This window comes from Streptomyces sp. NPDC058092 (assembly GCF_042884935.1).
Taxonomy (GTDB): domain Bacteria; phylum Actinomycetota; class Actinomycetes; order Streptomycetales; family Streptomycetaceae; genus Streptomyces.
Genome location: NZ_JBHVSY010000016.1, coordinates 154,060 through 171,855, shown reverse-complemented (window position 1 = coordinate 171,855; position 17,796 = coordinate 154,060). Strand labels below are relative to the sequence as shown.

General features: G+C 70.0%; 11 protein-coding genes and 2 pseudogenes. 11 read left to right on the top strand and 2 right to left on the bottom strand.

Annotated elements, in window-relative coordinates; translation table 11 throughout:
- Positions 1–152: 152 nt before the first annotated feature.
- The 7 genes and pseudogenes from ACFVV1_RS25520 to ACFVV1_RS25490 all read left to right on the top strand — a co-directional run.
- On the top strand, positions 153–1,184 hold the full coding sequence (locus ACFVV1_RS25520) for an acetyl-CoA carboxylase biotin carboxylase subunit family protein (protein WP_389993348.1): 1,032 nt from the start codon (positions 153–155) through the stop codon (positions 1,182–1,184).
- 248 nt (positions 1,185–1,432) lie between these two features.
- Positions 1,433–4,180 carry an alpha/beta fold hydrolase gene (locus ACFVV1_RS25515; RefSeq protein ID WP_389993346.1) on the top strand — a complete coding sequence of 916 codons (2,748 nt, stop codon included), beginning with the start codon at positions 1,433–1,435 and terminating at the stop codon, positions 4,178–4,180.
- Between the two features lie 40 nt (positions 4,181–4,220).
- Positions 4,221–5,207, top strand: a complete 987-nt coding sequence (locus tag ACFVV1_RS25510) for an NAD-dependent epimerase/dehydratase family protein (protein ID WP_389993343.1) — start codon at positions 4,221–4,223, stop codon at positions 5,205–5,207.
- Positions 5,200–7,146 (top strand): pyridoxal phosphate-dependent aminotransferase, encoded by a 1,947-nt coding sequence (locus ACFVV1_RS25505; RefSeq protein ID WP_389993340.1) that lies wholly within the window; start codon positions 5,200–5,202, stop codon positions 7,144–7,146. The genes ACFVV1_RS25510 and ACFVV1_RS25505 overlap by 8 nt, the downstream gene beginning before the upstream one ends.
- A gap of 47 nt (positions 7,147–7,193) precedes the next feature.
- Entirely contained in the window at positions 7,194–7,652 is a 459-nt protein-coding gene (locus ACFVV1_RS25500) for a hypothetical protein (protein ID WP_389993337.1), read from the top strand.
- A gap of 53 nt (positions 7,653–7,705) precedes the next feature.
- The gene (locus tag ACFVV1_RS25495; RefSeq protein ID WP_389993334.1) at positions 7,706–9,487 is read left to right on the top strand and encodes a carbamoyltransferase; all 1,782 of its coding nucleotides are present in this window, start codon (positions 7,706–7,708) and stop codon (positions 9,485–9,487) included.
- 499 nt (positions 9,488–9,986) lie between these two features.
- Positions 9,987–10,748, top strand: a pseudogene (locus tag ACFVV1_RS25490) (salicylate synthase); the annotation flags it as partial.
- Positions 10,749–10,983: 235 nt separating this feature from the next.
- Here ACFVV1_RS25490 and ACFVV1_RS25485 read toward each other — a convergent pair.
- A complete protein-coding gene (locus ACFVV1_RS25485; RefSeq protein ID WP_389993331.1) occupies positions 10,984–11,223 on the bottom strand; it encodes an Rrf2 family transcriptional regulator in 240 nt (79 codons plus the stop codon).
- A gap of 305 nt (positions 11,224–11,528) precedes the next feature.
- Between ACFVV1_RS25485 and ACFVV1_RS25480 the strand changes: the two genes are divergently transcribed.
- Together ACFVV1_RS25480 and ACFVV1_RS25475 are read left to right on the top strand one after the other, a co-directional pair.
- Positions 11,529–12,386 carry a serine protease gene (locus tag ACFVV1_RS25480; protein ID WP_389993406.1) on the top strand — a complete coding sequence of 286 codons (858 nt, stop codon included), beginning with the start codon at positions 11,529–11,531 and terminating at the stop codon, positions 12,384–12,386.
- Positions 12,387–12,505: 119 nt separating this feature from the next.
- Positions 12,506–12,850 (top strand): annotated as a pseudogene (locus ACFVV1_RS25475) (helix-turn-helix domain-containing protein); the annotation flags it as partial.
- A 269-nt stretch (positions 12,851–13,119) separates the two neighbouring features.
- Here ACFVV1_RS25475 and ACFVV1_RS25470 read toward each other — a convergent pair.
- Positions 13,120–13,635: a hypothetical protein gene (locus tag ACFVV1_RS25470; protein WP_389993328.1), complete on the bottom strand. Its 516-nt coding sequence runs from the start codon at positions 13,633–13,635 to the stop codon at positions 13,120–13,122.
- A 169-nt stretch (positions 13,636–13,804) separates the two neighbouring features.
- On the opposite strand from ACFVV1_RS25470, the gene ACFVV1_RS25465 reads away from it, so the two are divergent.
- Together ACFVV1_RS25465 and ACFVV1_RS25460 are read left to right on the top strand one after the other, a co-directional pair.
- A complete protein-coding gene (locus ACFVV1_RS25465; protein WP_389993325.1) occupies positions 13,805–14,194 on the top strand; it encodes a hypothetical protein in 390 nt (129 codons plus the stop codon).
- Between the two features lie 11 nt (positions 14,195–14,205).
- Positions 14,206–17,790, top strand: a complete 3,585-nt coding sequence (locus tag ACFVV1_RS25460) for an NACHT domain-containing protein (RefSeq protein ID WP_389993323.1) — start codon at positions 14,206–14,208, stop codon at positions 17,788–17,790.
- Positions 17,791–17,796 lie beyond the last annotated feature (6 nt).

The window sequence follows — 17,796 nt, the reverse complement described above, 5'->3', positions numbered from 1 at the left end:
GACTCTGGAGACGGCGCATGCCCACGATAGTCGTTGTCGGATACCGGGAAGATCTCGATCAAGCCCTGCGGTGCCGGGGTCTGGAACCCTTTTACATCGTGCCGGCACCCTTACACTTACAGGACAGGAAGAACTATCGCTGCGTCGCGGACATGGAGAATGCGCAGGAAGTCTTCCGGGCGGTGCTCTCCGCCGGTCTCCGCGACCTGGCCGGCGTCATCAGCGTCCATGAGTTCGGAGTCTTCACGGCGGCCTATTTGCGCCAGCAGTTGAATCTTCCCGGAAACTCGGATTCCCAGGGAGTTCTCTTCTTCCGGGACAAGTACCTGCAGAAGAGCCAGCTCCCGCCGGAGGTGCGGCGCGCACGGGCCCGTTATGCGTCCCGGACCACGCCCTACGCGGAACTCGCCGAGGAACTGGGGAAACCGTTCGTCGTCAAACCAGCCATCGGCGCGGGCTCGCTGCGCACCGAGGTAGTCCGCTCTGCCGAGGAGTACCACCGCGTCCTGGAGCCGTTCCCAGGCGAGTCGGACGTCGACGTGGTCGCGGAGTCGTTCGTCGATGCCCCCGAGATCTACATGGACGGCATCTGGCAGGGCGGCGACCTGCACTGGCGTTCCCTGACGCGCTATCACAGCTCGCCGCTGAGCGCCGTGCACGGTCGCGTCCTCGCGGCCCATCTGCTCGACGAGCGGCTGCACCCCGACCTGTTCGAACAGGCAGAGGACCTCACCAAACGGGTGCTCAAGACCCTGGAGGCACCGGACTGCGTGTTCCATCTGGAGGCGTACGTCGAACAGGACGGGCTGACCTTCGGCGAATGCGCCATCCGCCTGCCGGGCGCGCTCTCCCCTCAACTGGTCCAGCTCACCTACGGAGTCGACCTCATGGACGCCGAGATCAGCCTGGCGCTCGGACTGAGCGTCTCCCTCCCCCCGGCGGTCCGCCCGCCGGAGCGCTTCCACGGCTATCTCCTGCTGCGGCGCCCCGACCACGGCAGCCTGACGCGCGAGGACTTCGCGCGTACCTTCAACTTCGACAAGCTCACTTATTCCTCCTCACCGGACACGCCACCCGGCCCCTACGGCCGCGTCGGCGAGGCGATCGTCTCCGACCCGGACGACCGGCGGCTGAGCCGCACGATCGCAGAGATCGTCCGGTTCAACGAGACTGGCGGGACGTAGGGCCCCGGCGCGAACAGGCCCATATTCCAGCGCCGCAGCGACTCCCACCGGCGCATTGTCCGCACGCGGACCGCCACCCGCCGACCTGAACCGGCCGCGACCGCGTGCCGCGCACCGCCCGCGGCGGGCACCGCCCCGCCCCGGACTCACCGGGCCTCACCGCTCGCGGATACCACCCACCCCTCCGCCAGTACGTGCGCGCTGATCCACCCAGTTCAGTCCCACCTCGATCGGGGGTCTTCACCGCCATGTCGGACATACGTCACGCCACAAGCGTCACGACGCTTCCGCATCTGCTCGAACGCGCCGCACAGGACACCACACGCGGCGTCACCTTTGTCGACGGTCCGTTCGTCTCCTACGCCGACCTGCGCGAAGGCGCCCTGAGAATCGCCCAGGGCCTGCGCAGCCGGGGCACCGCACCGGGGGACCGCGTCCTGGTCGCGGCTGGCGACCCCGAGAGCTTCTTCCGCGTCTTCTGGGGCTGCCTGCACGCGGGCGCCGTGCCCTGCCCGATCGCCCCGCCCGCCGATCCCTCCCGCCTGCGCCCGCAGCTGGAGCACCTGCGCGGCCTCCTCGGCGACCCGCTGGTCGTCGTACCGAAGGCATACGACGATCTGCCCGACGTCGGGCTGACCACGGTAGCCGCGGAGGAGCTGGACGCCGCCCCGGCCGAGCCCGAGCACATCCACGCGGCCGCCCCGGACGACCTCGCCCTGCTGATGCTCACCTCCGGGTCGACCGGATCGAGCAAGGCGGTCCGGCTCACCCACGCCAACCTTCTCGCGGCGCAGGCCGGGAAGTCGGGGGCGCTGGACCTGGGGCCCGCCGACACCATGATGAACTGGATCTCCGCTGACCACATCGCGGCCATCGAGGCGCACCTGCTGCCGATGCGCAACGGTGCGAACCAGGTCATCATCACCCCGGCCACCGTGCTGGCCGAACCGGTTGGATTGCTCAGACTCCTGACGACGCATCAGGTGCGGGTGACGTTCACCCCCAACTTCCTCTTCGGTCAGATCAACCAGGCCCTCGCGCGGACGGCCGGGACTCTGTCCGGCGTCGATCTCTCGCGGATCCGGTACATCATCTCCGGCGGCGAGGCGACCGTGACCGCCACCGTGCGGTCGTTCCTGGACGCCCTGGCCCCCTACGGACTGCGCCCCGACGTGGTGGTGCCCGCGTTCGGGATGACCGAGACCTGCGCGGGCAGTGTGTTCAACCGCGAGTTCACCGACCGCGACCTCGGCGAGGAGTTCCCGCCGCTGGGCCACCCGGTCGAGGGGCTGCGCATCCGGATCGCCGACGGCACCGGCACGGTGCTCTCCTCAAGCGACCGTCCCGCCTCGGCGGTGTCCGGCGAGGTGCAGCTGCGCGGAACCATGGTGACCGGCGGGTACTTCGGCAACCCCGCGGCCACCGCCGAGGCATTCACCGACGACGGCTGGTTCCGCACCGGCGACCTGGGCCGGCTCGACGCCGACGGGCGGCTGACCCTCATCGGCCGCACCAAGGACTCCGTCATCGTCAACGGGGTCAACTACTACAGCCACGAGCTGGAAGCGGTCCTCGATGAACTTGACGGCGTCCGGCGCGGACAGGTCAACGCCTTCCCGATCCGACCCGAAGGCGCCGACTCCGAACAGCTCGCTGTCGCCTTCGTGCCGGCCGGCGACCCAAGCGACGAGACGACCCTCTACCGCACGCTCGTCGCGGTACGCAGCTCCACGGTGATGCACTGGGGATTCCGTCCGCAGCTGATCCTGCCCGTCGCCGAGACGCAGATCCCGCGCGGCAACCTCGGCAAGGCCCAGCGGTCCCGGCTGCGCACGGCCGTCGAGTCCGGGGCGCTGGACGCGGCGGCCCGGCGCGCCCAGGAGGTGACCGGCCGCTTTCTCGGCGGCCACGTGGAGCCGGCGGACGAGGCGGAGACCACCCTGGCACAGGTGTTCGCCGAGGTGCTGAACGTCGAGCGGGTCCCGGTCACCGCGAGCTTCTTCGACCTGGGCGGCACCTCGCTCGACGTCCTGCGGCTCAAACTCCGCGTCCAGACCGCCTTCGGCCTCGACGACCTCCCCATGGCGACGCTCCTGCAGGCCCCGAGCGTGCGGGCGCTGACGGCCCGCCTGGCCTCGGCGCCCGGCGCGGACGGCGACGCCGCCTACGACCCGCTGGTGCCGCTCCAGGTCACCGGCGAGGGGACCCCGCTGTTCTGCGTCCATCCGGGCCTCGGCGAGGTACTGGTCTTCGTCAACCTCGCCAAGTACTTCACCGGGGAGCGGCCGTTCTACGCGCTGCGGGCCCGGGGCTTCGGGCAGGGGGAGTCGCACTTCGCCTCCTTCGACGAGATGGTCGGCGCGTATGTCGCGGCGATCCGCCGGACCCGCCCGAGCGGCCCGTACGCCGTGGCGGGCTACTCCTACGGCGGAGCCGTGGCGTTCGAGATCGCCAAGCGTCTGGAGGCCGACGGGGAAAGGGTCGACTTCGTCGGCATCTTCAACCTTCCCCCGCGCATCTCCGAGCGGATGAACGAGATCACCTTCTCCGACGGCGCCATCAACCTGGCACTGTTCCTCGAACTCATCAACCCCGCCGATATCCCCGAACTGACCACTGCCCTGCGTTTGTTGCCCGAGGCGGACCAGCTCGCCCACCTCGTCGAGCACGCCCCGCCCAGGCGGCTGGCCGAACTCGACCTGAACGTCGAACGGTTCGGCGCCTGGGTGAACCTGGCGCAGAGCATGGTGCACCTGGGACGCGACTACCAGCCGTCCGGCACGGTCGAACGGGTGCGAGTCTTCTACTGCACCCCGCTCAAGGGCACCAAGCAGGAGTGGCTGAACGGTCAACTGCGCGACTGGGACGAGTTCACCCGCGAGACGAACAGCTACATCGAGGTGGACGGGGAGCACTACACGCTGATGAGCCCCCAGCACGTCCAGAGCTTCCAGGCGATCCTGCGCAGGGAACTGACCCGCGCGCTGGACCGATGACCTGCCGGGCCCCCTCCGACACGACCGGGAGCGACTGACCATGCAAGGCAAGAAGATTCTCGTCACCGGCGCCACCGGACAGGTCGCGCGACCCGTGGCCGAGGCGCTCGCCGCCAGCAACGAGGTGTGGTGTCTCGGCCGGTTCGGCGATGCCGAGGCCCGCAAGGCGCTGGAGACCGCCGGCGCCCGTACCGTCGTCTGGGACATGGCCACCGACGAACTCGACGGACTGCCGGAGGACTTCACCCATGTGCTGCACTCGGCCGTCCACCGGGGCGACGGCCACGACTTCGAGGACACCGCCCGCGTCAACGCGGTGAGTACCGCGCGCCTGATGACGCACTGCGCCGGCGCCGAGGCCTTCCTCTACGTGTCCTCCGGAGTCGTCTACAACCGGGCCGACGCGACCCACCGCTACCGGGAGAGCGACCCGCTCGGCGGCGCGGTCCCATGGCTGCCCACGTACCCCGTCGCCAAGATCACGGCCGAGGGCGTGGCCCGGGGCCTCGCCGAGAGTCTGCGACTGCCGACGGTCATCGCCCGGCTGAACATCGCCTACGGCCCGTACGGGCATGGCGGCGTGCCGGTGATCCTCTTCGAGCAGCTGCGTAGCGGCCGGGCCTGCGCGGTGCCGCGCGAGGGTCAGAACTACTGCAACCTGCTCCACACTGATGACGTCGTCCGTCAGGTGCCGCTGCTGTGGGCGGCCGCCCGCACGCCTGCTCAGGTGGTCAACTGGGGCGGAGACGAAGAAGTCGGCATGACCGACCTCATCGGGTACATGTCCGCTCTCACCGGCGTCCCGGCCCGGCTCGACCGCGAGTCGCCCAGCCGCGAGACGGCGATTTTCGACCACCGCGTCCGCCGCGACCTCATCGGCGACTGCACCGTCGACTGGCGGCCGGGCATCGCTCGCACGCTGTCCGAAATGTTCGAGGAGTACCGCGACCGCATCGAGGCGCACCTCGCCGCCGACGAGGGCGAGACGTCCGGCGCCTCCGAGGGAGTGGAGGGCAGCGATGCGTAGGGAATCGGATGTCACCGAGCTGCGGCGCGTACTGTGCGCCGCGCTGGAGTCGGGCCGGCCGGTCGGCACGCCGGGCCGACTCGGTCTGCACCACGAGCGGTTCACGCGGGCCGAGGTGTCTGACCCGCAGCGCCCCACCTTGATCGGGGGAGTCCCCCAGGGCCCGAGCAGTCCCGTCGGCCTGCTTGCGGTGGACGAACTCCTCCGGCAGGCAGAGAAGTTGGGGCTGGAACAGATTCTCGTGCCGTACGTGCGCCGCACCGACGACACCGGGCCGCTGCGCGCGGCCGGGTTCGTCGCCGCCGCTGCGGGAAGCGAGGGGCTCGTACGGCTGCCCGGCGAGGTGGCCGACGTGCTGCGCGGCCGGGTCGGCGAGCAGCGGCTCGGCGAACTGCGCGCCCGCCACGACGAGCACCGGGAGCTGAGCTGGGAGCTGAGCCGGCTCGGCGACCTGCCTCGGCAGCCCGCGGTGCGCGAGGCGTTCGCCGCCCTCCATCAGCAAGAGGGCGGGCGTGGCGCGCTCTGGAGCGCCGAGGCGCTCGACGCCCTGGCCCAGGGGACCCTGGCGGACCGCACCGACCTGCTCGTACGCCGCCGTGGCTGCGACGTCGTACAGGCCGGGCTCCTCATCCGCTCGCACAACGGGCGCGGGATCTACAGCCTCACCCAGGCCCTGGCACCAGACGCTCCGGCCGTGCGGCAGGCCCTGTACGAGGCATCCCTGTACGAGCTGTATCTGCACGCCCGACGCACCGGCCTGGAGTGGGTCCACCTGGGGCCCGGCGACGCCGAGCGGACGCGGGCCCTGGGCGCCGACCAGTTCGTCCCCCTCGACCACTGGCTGCTCGCCCCCGGCGTGGACGCCGAGCCTGAAAAGCCCACGGAAATCGAGGTGTCGGCCTTCGCTACCGAACCGGTCGCCGCGGTACCGGTTCCGGGCCCGGCACGCTTCCGCGGTCGGCCCAAGTTCGACCTGCTCGACCTCTCCGGCAACACCAACCCGTTCCTCGGGGCGGACGGACGCTACCCCGAACTCGACACGGCCGAGTTGGCCCGTACGTATCTGACGACCGTCGGACGGCTGCCCGGACACGAGGGCCTCGGTAAACTCGGCGCGGAGTGCGCCCTGTTCACCAGCGGGGCCGTCGACGCCGTCATGCTGCTGCTCGCCGCGCTGGCCTCACCGGGCGAGGCGGTCTGCGTCACCCCTCCGACCTTCGAGCTGTACGCGCACTTCGCACGCGTGCTGCGGCTGCCCGTCGTCGAGGCGCCGCTGCTCGGCGACGACCTGGCGCGGCTGGACGTCGAACGGATCCTGGCGGCCGACCCGCGCGTGACGTTCTTGTGCGACCCCAACAATCCGGTCGGCACCAGGCTCGACCCGGAGCAGGTGCTCGAACTGGTCACCCGCAGCCGGGGCCTGGTCGTGATCGACGAGGCGTATGTGGAGTTCAGCGCGGGGCACTCGTACGCCCCGCTCATCGCCCGGCACGACAACCTCATGGTGCTCAGGACGCTCTCCAAGGCGTGGGGGCTGGCCGGGGCCCGCTGCGGTGTCGCTCTGGCACAGCCGGGGCTCGTCGACGCCCTGCGCCGGGTCCAGGTGCCCTTCGGGTTCACCAACGCCTCGCAGTGGGCGGTACGCGACCGGCTCACCGACTCCGCGCGGGTGCTGGACAGCGTCCGGCGCATTCTGTCGGAGCGGGACCGGATGGCCCGTGCGCTCGCCCAGCACCCGGCCGTGGAGCGGGTGTTCCCCTCCGAGGCCAACTTCCTCCTGGTCCGCACGCACAAGCACGAACGCGTCATGGAGCAGCTGCGCGGCGCCGGGATCATGGTTGCCGACACCGCCCGGCTGGTCCCCGACACCTGCCGCGTCTCCATCGCCGACGAGCGGGCCGGCGACACCCTGCTCGACGCCTTGTCCCGTGTGCGGTGACCGCTGGCCGACCGTCGCGCCACTCCCGAGACCGAAAGGACCGGCCCGTGGGTAACCGCCCCCAGACCGACCACCACCCGGTGCACGACCGCCCGCTGACCAGCGAGGTCGTCGCCGAGAACTACGACCGCTGGAGCCCGCCGCTGTACGCGGACTTCGCCGCCAACGAGCACAACGGCCGCGTCGGCGGCACCCTGCTGTTCGACACCGAGAGCCTGCGCGTCTGGGAGACGCGCCTCGAGCCGGGCGAGCGCCTCCCCGTCCACCGTCATGTCCTCGACTACCACTGGATCGCCCTCACCGACGGTCGCGCCCGCCAGCACATGAGCGACGGCACCAGCCGGGAGATCTCCTATGCGCGCGGACAGACGAGGTCCTTCACCGTCGCCGACGGCGGACATCACCTGCACGACCTGAAGAACATCGGTGACGAGGTGCTGTCCTTCCTGGCCATCGAGTCCAAGGACGGCCCGAACGAGCCGATCGACCTTCCGCAGGACCCGTGACGGCGGCCGTGGGGCCGTGCCGCAACCATCTTCGCCAGGGAGGCCGAACCACCGTGATCGTGCTCGGATACAACGGATTCACGAGGGGCGCCGAGATCTTCGGGCGTCTGTTCGGGGCGACCGGCGTCGCCCGCAACCTGCTCCTGGGCCACGACGCGTCGGCGGCCCTCGTGGTCGACGGCGAACTGGTCGCCGCCGTCGAGGAGGAACGGCTCAGCCGCGTCAAGAAGACCTCCGACTTCCCCACCCACGCGATCCAGTGGTGCCTGGACTTCGCCGGCGTCCCCCTCGACCAGGTGGACGTGGTCGCATTCCCCTGGCGCTTCTCGCCCGAGGTGGCCGACGAGATGATCGCCCAGGTCGCCTCGGGCGGTCAGTCGCCCGCCGAGAAGTTCGACGTCCTGCGGCGCGCCGGCGAGTTCTACACCGACATGGTCAGCCGTGAGGCGATCCACGACGACTTCGTCCAGCGCACCGGCCACGAGCTCGACCCCAACAAGCTGGTCCTGGTGCCCCATCATCTGGCCCATCTGACGTGCGGCGCCTATCTGGCCGGGGGCGGGGACGCGGCGTTCCTGGTGAGCGACGGACGGGCCGAGACCCTGTCCTCGGTGATGGGCGAAGTGCGCGACGGCGTGGTGCGCCTCTTCGACGACAGCACCATCCCGATGACCAGTTCGCTCGGCGTGGCCTACGGACGGATCACCCGCTACCTCGGCTTCGTGCCCAACAACGACGAGTACAAGGTGATGGGCCTGGCCGCCTACGGTCCGTCGCCACGTCGCAACCCCCTGCTGGAGCGTTGCGTACGGCTCCACGAGAACGGCACGTACACCATTTCCATCCCCAGGGGCGTGACGGCGTACTACGCGCTGTTCGACGAGCTGTTCGACGGAGACAGCGAGAAGCGCGAGGAGTTCGACTTCCGGGTGAAGGTCGCCGCCATGGCCCAGCACATGGTGGAGGCCGTCACTGCCCACCAAGTGCGGGCGCTGACGGCCGTCTCCGGTCTGGACACACTCCTCTTCGAGGGCGGTCTCGCATTGAACTGCGTGGCCAACACCAAGATGCTGGAACGCTCGTCGTTCACCGGCATGGAGGTCAGCTTCGGCGCGAGCGACCCGGGGGTCGCCATCGGCGCGGCCGTGTACACGGCCGGGCTCAGAAACCGACCCACCGACGCCGCCACCACTCCCTACCTCGGGCCCTCCTACGACGAGCCGCACATCCTGGAGGCACTGGAGGAGTACGCCGACCGCGTCGAGTGGCAGGAGGAGGCCGACATCGAGGCGGTCACCGAGCGCACGGCGCGGCTGCTGTCGGAGAAGAACGTCGTGGCCTGGTTCCAGGGGCGCACCGAGTACGGGCCGCGCGCTCTGGGCAACCGCAGCATCCTTGCCAACCCGGCCTTCCCCGAGATCAAGGACATCATCAACGTCCGGGTCAAGCACCGCGAGCCCTTCCGCCCCTTCGCCCCGGTCGTCCTCGAGTCCGAAGCGCCCCGGGTGTTCGACTTGGGCAAGAAGACCTCATCGCCGTACATGACGTTCGTCTTCCCGGTCCGCGAGGAGTACCGCGAGCGGATACCCGGAGCCTGCCACGTCGACGGCACCGCGCGCGTGCAGACCGTCGACGACTGCCAGAACCCGGTCCTGGCCCGCCTTCTGCGCGCTTTCACAGACCGGTCCGGCGTGCCCTGCCTCCTCAACACGTCCTTCAACGTGGCCGGTGAGCCCATCGTCTGCTCGCCGCGCGACGCTCTGGAGTGCCTCCTCGCCACGGAGATCGACCATCTGGTCATCGACCGCTTCGTGATCACCAAGAAGTCCGGCTGACCCCGGTGCCCCCGTTCCCGCGGTGAGCCGGGCGGATGCGAGGCCTACGGCGGCCGACACACCCGCAGTCCGGCCCCGCCCGCGCTCGCCGCAGGCCCGTAACCACCAGCCCGTCACGTCCTGCGCCCGTCCATCCTGGTCACCCACGTGGTCCCGGAGCGAGCGTCGGCCTTGGCGGACATGAGCGCGTCTGCGAACGTCTTGACCATCGCGCGCAGCAGATCGGGATTCGCCGCCGCGAGGTTGTCTTCCCGAGGGCGTGCAGGGGCACACTGTCAGGTGCGGTCATCATGCTGATCTCCTTCAAAGACCTGGTCGACTTGAAAGATCAGCCGGTGGCCGTTCATCTATGCGGGCCTCACCCCGATGCCGGAGCAAACCCTCTGACAGCCAGGCGGCAGAAGATCGGGACGCGGTGGCGACGCCTTCCCGCCGCACGTCAGGCCCTGCTCGCTCTGGCCCACCTGCGGTGCGGTGACACCTACGCCCGTCCGGGCGGGGCCTGTTGGAGAAAGCCGTCGTCTCGCGTGCGGTTCCGCTGCCCGCCGAGCCCGTTGCCGACTTCGCGGCGACCTGTCTCGCCGGCCGGCGGGCCAACACCCCCGCACGCTCCTTCCTCATCGACCTCGGCGGACGCAGGGCGGCCGGATTCAGTCCAGAAACGGTGCTGGAGGTCCGGCAGGACGGCCGGGTCAGCACGCAGCCGCTCGCGGGCACCCGCGCACTGGGGGCCGACCCGGTGGAGAACGACCGGCGGCGGGCGGAACTGCTCACGGACCCGAAGGAGATCCACGAGCACGCCGTCTCCGTACGCCTCGCCTGTGACGAGATGGGTGCGGTCTGCCGCCCCGGGTCGGTCGTGGTCGAGGAGTTCATGGCGGTCAAGCCGCGCGGTTCGGTGCAGCATCTCGCCTCCCGCGTCACGGGCCGGCTCCGGCCCGGCACCGGACCGTGGGCCGCCTTAGCATCGCTCTTCCCCGCGATCACCGCCACGGGCTCACGGAAGCGGGCTGCCCTGAGCGCGCTTGCGCGATACGAGGAGAGGCCTCGGGGCTTGTACGGCGGAGCGGTCTTCCGAGGAGGTACGGACGGTTCGCTGGACGCGGCCCTGGTTCTTCGCACGCTGCTGGGTGAGGCGGACAAGGCCTGGCTCCGTGCGGGTGCCGGCGTCACCGGCCAGTCCGTTCCCGCAAGGGAGATCGAGGAGACGTGCGAGAAGCTGCGCAGCGTCGCTCCCCACCTCAGGTATGCCGAGAGCTGACGGACGTACCGCACTTTTCATGAGGGCGGGGAGGGTGGGGGCAGCGCCGGGTACGGCGCTGCCCCCACGCTCCCCGACGGCGTCCCGCCGCTACTGCCGGATCGCGACGAGGACGTAGCTGTTGCCCACCTGCCAGACCGGGCTGGCATGGCCGAAGCCCGCTTCGGCCAGCAGCTCGACGTGCCGGCTGAGCGGTGTGCGGCAACAGCAGGCCCGAGGGCGGTGACGGCTCGGCTCAGTACATCCTGCTGATAACGCACGGCCCGTCACACCGCTCGACGGGCAGGGCGCAGGCGCCGCGCTGCCGGATCTTTGTACCGATAAAGGGAGGAGCCGAGCCCTCGATCGCCTCCATGATGTCGAGGACAGTGATGTCCTTCGGGGCCCGTGCCAGCCGGAATCCGCCGCGCGGCCCCGAGGTGGCGGCTAGGACGCCGCCCCGACCACCTTGCCGTACCAGCCCCGCCCACCGCACCCCCTGCCCGCCGCTCCGGCGACCCCGCCGGAGCTGACGTGACCTGGGGGAACAGCAAGTCGCGGACCGTGAGTGCGAGTTCGGGTCCGCTTGTGCACCGGGCCCGGCCCGTGCCCGCGTCCGCCGCGCCCGCGGACCGCGGCGGGACACGGACGTGATCCCACCCCTTGTCCCGCCGCCCGTCGGCACCGAAGAATGCGCACGTCAACCATCGGCTACAGACGTCACACCCGGCGTCGGCAAGGGGGCTCCACCCAATGTCACCTGCAGCACCGATAACACGCACGACACGTCGCTCACCGAGGATCGGCAAGGCGCTCACCGGCGCGGCGTTCGCGCTCGCCCTGGTCGGCGCGGGCGCGGCACCCGCCGTCGCCGGGACCGCGGGCGGGGACGCCGGCACCCGCGCGAGACCGAACGACACGCCCGTCACGTTCGCCGGCACTGTCGCGCTCAGCAACTGTTCCGGCTCCGTCGTGCGCACCCCGCAGTCACAGCCCGACGACCCCGCCCTCGTGCTGTCCAACGGGCACTGCATCGAGAGCGGCTTCCCGAAGGCCGGCCAGGTCATCGTGGACCAGCCGTCCACCCGCACGTTCAAGCTCCTCGACGAGGACGCCGGGGTGCTCGGCATGCTCCAGGCCGACCAGATCTCGTACGCGACGATGACCGACACCGACATCTCGCTGTACCGGACGACCACCACCTACGCCGAGATCGAGAGCAAGTACCACGTACGGCCGCTGCTGCTCGACCCGCGCCACCCGCGCAAGAACACCGAGATCACCGTGACGTCGGGGTACTGGAAGAAGCAGTACAAGTGCTCCGTCGACGGGTTCGTGGACCAGCTCAAGGAGTACTGGTGGACCTGGAAGGACTCGGTGCGCTACACGCCCGCGTGCCAGACCATCGGTGGCACCTCCGGCTCCCCGGTGATCGACGACCACACCGGACGCGTGGTCGCCGTCAACAACACCGGTAACGATGACGGCGAGCAGTGCACGCTCAACAACCCCTGCGAGGTCGACCGCAAGGGGCGCATCACCGTCCGCCAGGGCACGCACTACGCGCAGGAGACCTACGGGATCGTGCCGTGCGTCGTCGACGGCAGCAAGCTCGACCTGGGCCGCAAGGGATGTGAACTCCCCGAGTCCCAGGCCTAGGTGTTCTGCCCCGGGAGGTTGCGGACGGGTGATACAGGTCTCGGTTGAGGGATCTTGAACAGGTGAGGGCCTTCCGGTTCGGTGTGGATTGCGACGTCTACACCAACTGAAAGGCCCTCGTGCCCCACCGCAATACACCCCTGACCGAGACCGGACGCCTGCGCCTGGCCCGCTGCGTCGTCGAGGACAACTGGCCCCTGCGCCGGGCCGCCGAACGCTTCCAGGTCTCGCCGACCACGGCCCAGCGGTGGGCCTCCCGCTATCGCCGTTTCGGCGAGGCGGGCATGACCGACCGCTCCTCCCGTCCTCACACCAGCCCGCGCCGTACCCCGACCCGTACCGAACGCCGGATCATCAAGGTCCGCCTCGCACGCCGGTGGGGACCTGCCCGCATCGCGCACCTGCTCGGACTGGTGCCCTCCACCGTGCACCGCGTGCTGACCCGCTTCGGCCTGGCTCGCCTGACGGCCTCCACTAGGGTTCCCGCCACGACTGGCCCGGCTGGGGCATCCGATCGCACCGTCCACGGTCTGGGGAATCCTGCACGCGGCGGGCATCGGCCCGGCCCCGCGTCGCAGCGGCCCGAGCTGGCGCGAATTCCTCACCACCCAGGCCGAGGGGATCAACGCGGCGGACTTCTTCCACGTCGACACGATCACCGGCAGGCGGCTGTACGCGCTGGCGTTCCTCGAACACGACACCCGCCGGCTCCACATCACCGGCATCACCGGCATCACCGCCCACCCCACCGCGCAGGGGGGCGACCCAGCAGGCCCGCAATCTGACCGCCGACCTCGGCGCACGCGTCGAGTCGCTCCGCTTCGTTCTCCGCGACTGCGACAGCAAGTACACCGACTCCTTCGACGCCGTCTTCGAGGCCGAAGACATGAACGTGCTGCTCAGCGCGCCACAGGTGCCGCGCATGAACGCCCGCTGCGAGCGAGTGATCGGCAGGATCCGGCGCGAGGTCCTTTCCGGGCCGGGTCCGCGCAAGGACGGCCTTGACGAGACACTCGTACGGCTCGCGATCGAGCGGGAGCTCCGCTTCGATCAGTCCGTCGGGGTCGTGCAGAACTCCCAGCAGATCGCCCTGCAACTGACCGGCCGCGCCCGCGTGGTCGCCGCCGACGTCCGCCGCCGCGCCGACCGGCAGCCGAAGAACAGCGGACCCAAAGCGCTCGCCCAGCCATCGCCGACCGCTACGGACAGCCTGACCTTGCCGCCGACATGGTCTCACTGCGCCCAACACGGCAGAATGAGAACACGGAGCGGGGCCGACAGCACAGCCCAAATGGCTGAATTCGGAACCTCGCCCAGGCCCGAGGGAGGAGGGCAAGTGGTCGGTGGGATCGACCAGTTGAGTCGTTCAGTCCATCCTTGTACAGCCGGTTCGGGTCGAGTGTCGAAGGGGTACATCCGTGGAGCCTGTGACAGCCGAACTTCTCATGGCCCTGGCGAGCGGGGCCGCGGGAGCCGCGGGACAGAGTCTGTGGGAGCGGCTGCGTGGGCTCGTACGAAGAGAAGCTTCCGCAGGTGAGGGCGTAGATCAGCCTGTCGCCGAAGGTGAGTTGGTCGCGCTCGACGAGGACACCGGGAACACCCCGCGCGCCCGCGAACTCGCCGACGCCCTCGCCCTGCGCGCCCGCCAGGACCAGGCCTTCGCGGAGGCGCTCGAGCTGTGGCGACAGGAGGCCGAGCGGCTCCACAGCGGTGGGGTCGGCGGTGATATGCACCAGGAGGTGTCGGGCGGCACCCAGCGCAACGTCGTCTTCACCAGGGACGTGCACGGTTCGATCAACCTGGGCTGAAGGGCGCGGCTGTGAAGCACGGGGGAGCCGACGGGTCTCATCAGGAGATTTCCGGCGGCACACAGAAGAACGTCATCTTCGCGCGCGATATCCAGACGATGGAGATCCACGGGGATTACGAGATCCACTCGGGCTCCGGTCCTGCCGTGTCCTCGCGCCGTCTCGTGGGCCTGCTCGCCCACTTCGGCATCGCGCTCCTGGGGCTTTTCCTCATCTTCGCCCGCCCCGAACTGCCCCTCCTGGAAAGGTTCGACCCGGGGCCGGTGGTCGGCGGCTGGCTGCTGATCGCGGGCGCGATCGTGCTCGATGCCGGTACGAGGGTGAGGGCTGCGGTCTCCCGGCGCCGCCGCGCCGTCTGGCGGTCCGAGAAGAATCTCGCGCGCGCGGTCGAAGCCCTGGCCGAGGGCCTGGCCTTCCGATACGACCAGGACGAACGGCTGACGAGGATCAACGACCCCTATGCGCTCGACGTGAGCTGGGCGACCGAGTCGGAACACCCGGAAGCCATGGGGAGCGCCGCCCCGGAACCCGGCGCCGACTCCGATTCCGACGACGATTCCGCCTCCATCGCGGACTGCTTCGCCTCCACCCCGACCCGACGCCTCGTCGTCCTCGGCGGTGCGGGCGCCGGCAAGTCCGTTCTCGTCCTGCGCCTTGCGTACGAGCTCCTGCGCCGGCGTACCCGCGGCTCCCAGGACCCAGTACCCGCCGTGGTCTCGCTGGCGTCCTGGGATCCGGGGCAGGGCCTGCTGGGCTGGCTGGCCGGGCAGTTGGCGGCCGAGTATCCGGACGCCTGCACTCCGGTCGCGGGTGCGCCCCCGGTCGATGTCGCCTTCCATCTGCTGCTGACCCGGAGGGTCCTGCCCGTACTCGACGGTTTCGACGAGCTGCCCGAGCACCGGCGCGCGGACGCCCTCCGGCAGATCACGGAGACCATGGTGGGCCGCCGCCCGTTCGTCCTCACCAGCCGCGAGCCCGAGTACCGCGAACATGTCCCGGACGAGGGCGTGCTCGAGCGCACCGAGATCCGCCTGAGCCCACTGAGTGACGACACGGTGCGGGCGTACCTCAGCCCGGGACGGACCCGTACCCGCTGGACTCCGGTACTCGACCGGCTCGGCGACCGCTCCGCCGACGCGCCGGAGGTACAGCGGCTGCGGGACGCTTTGAGCGTGCCGCTCATGGTGGGCCTCGCGCGGGTCGCGTACGCGCGCGGGGACTCGGACCCGGCGGAGTTGCTGAAGCCCGGCAGATTCGACGACCGGCGGGATATCGAGCGGCATCTGTACGACGCGTTCCTCGATGTCGTCTACAGCGGCTCGCACGACGTACGGGCCGCCCACGGCGGATCACCGCCGGAACGGGCGCGCGTATGGGCAGCGTTCCTTGCCGCGCGGATGAAGGAGGCGGGCGAGCAGGACCTCGCCTGGTGGAAGCTCGACGAGATGGTGCCACGGGTCGTGCGCGCGCTCGCGCTGGTGCCGGCGTTCGTCGTGGGCGCACTGCCGGTCGCACAGATCGAATTTGGACCGCCCTGGTGGGGCACGTGGCTACCACTGAAGGGTGCGTTCGTGCTGCTGTGCGGCCTGGCGCTGACGGCTGCGGCCATGACGGGTCCGGCCCCTTGGCAGCACCCGCCGCGCCGCCCCACCAGGCCCGGCGGGGCCGAGATCCGTGCGGTGCTCGGCCGGCGGTCGGTTCAGGTGAAGGCGGTTCTCGCGTCGCTCGGACTCGTGGCGGGCTGGGCCACCGTGCTGGCCACCGACGTCTCGGTTCTTCCCTTGCTGATGGTGATCGTGACAGTGAGGGTCGTGTGGGTGTACGGAACGCGGGTCATCGGTTTCGTCTGGCACAGTTCCGACCCGGCGCTGGCCGACACCCCGGCCGGGCTGCTGCGCGCCGACCGGCGTGGGGTCCTGACCCTCGGCTGGCTTGCACCGGCCAGACAGGGAGTGGAGGAAACCCCGCTGGCTGTGCTGGTGCTGCCGCTCGCCATGCTCATGGCCTGGCAGATGTTCGCCGGTTCGGACGTCGTCTCCGCTCGCGACTGGCTCCTTCTGGCCATTGGGCTGCCATTCGCCTGGGTGCTGTACTCCTTCGGTGCGTCCGCGTGGGGCGGCTTCACCGTCGCGCGCCTGTACTTCTGGGCCACGGGCAGGCTGCCCCGGCAGCTCATGGCGTTCTTGGAGGATGCCCACGCGCGCGGGGTGCTGCGGCAGTCCGGCGGTGTATACCGCTTCCGGCACATCGAGTTGCGGGACCGGCTGGCGCAGGGCGCGGGTGGCGGCGCGGACACGAGCAGGCGCAGCCGTGGGTTCGGCGCGCCGGGCGGCGTGCCGGCCACACTGCTTGCGATGGCCACCATGCTGGCACTGCTGGCAGTCGCCTCAGGAGCCTTGATCGCGGGTTCACTGCCGGCGCCGTTCCGGTCGCTGCCCGCTGCCTGCGGGCTGCTCGCGCAACAGGACCTCGACCGGCTGATGATGGATCCCGCGAAGCTCGCCGACGCGGACGGCCAGAAGTGCAGCGTGGGCGAGCAGGCGCCGTTCTCCCGGAACATCCGGATCAGCGTCCACACCCAGTTGGAGACCGGGAAGGGGCGCTTCAACACGGGGGCGACCAAGGCGCACCTGGCGTACACGCGGGCGCATGCCGCGGCAAAGGGGTGGGCGACAGCGGCCGCGCGCCGCAGCATCCACCATGAGCTGACCGGATTCGGCGACGAGGCCTACCTGGCGGCCCTGCCCTATTCGGCTGTCGGCGACGAGATCAGCTCGTCGAGCGGATACTCCCAAGTCGGCATACGCGTTGGCAACGCGGTCCTGTACGTCGAATACCAGGAGGAGTTCGCATCCCTCGACCGGGTCGGCGAGGTCGCCCAGATCCTGGCCCGGGAGGCAGCGCACCGTGCCGGGCTGGCCGACGGTGATGTCGAAGACGGAGGTGCAGGTTCCGCCGGCAAGGAGGACGGGGCCGGAAGTACGCCGATCAGCGACCGGTCGCTCGTCAATCTGCCACCCCCGGCGGGGACGCCGACGAAGGACAACAGGTTCGCGTACTACTCCCGTCGCCCCGCGCAGTTGGTGTATGGAGCGACCTGGGCAGGTGACGAGCGGTCCTACCTCTGGAATCTCTGGCGGTTCCCCCTTGTGTTCCGGGCCCCGAAGCACCTCGACTGCGAGCGCAAGGAGGTCGACGACCCGGTCACGTACACCTGCAAGAGCAGACGCGCGAATGTGAAGGCGGGGTTCCTGCCTGACCTGCGCCTCGAATTCCGGTCCCACTACTGCGGCAGCTCATGCAGCAACCAGGAGACGGATGCGTTTCTACGCGGCATTCCCGACCATGCGCAGACCTCGTGGACGAAGGCCGACGATTCCACGTACTACGCGACGGATCGGTCCGGCGAGCCGGGCCGCTACCGCATGGCGATGAAGCGCCACTGGGGCTGGCAGGACAAGAGCGCACATGCCCAACACGCCTACCTGCTCTGGGTCAGGGTCGACATTACGGAGGAGCACGACGACACGGCCCAGAAGATCGTGAACGATATGTTCACACAGACCGGTGGCTTCCGCGAGGTGAAGTCCGACTGAGCAGGG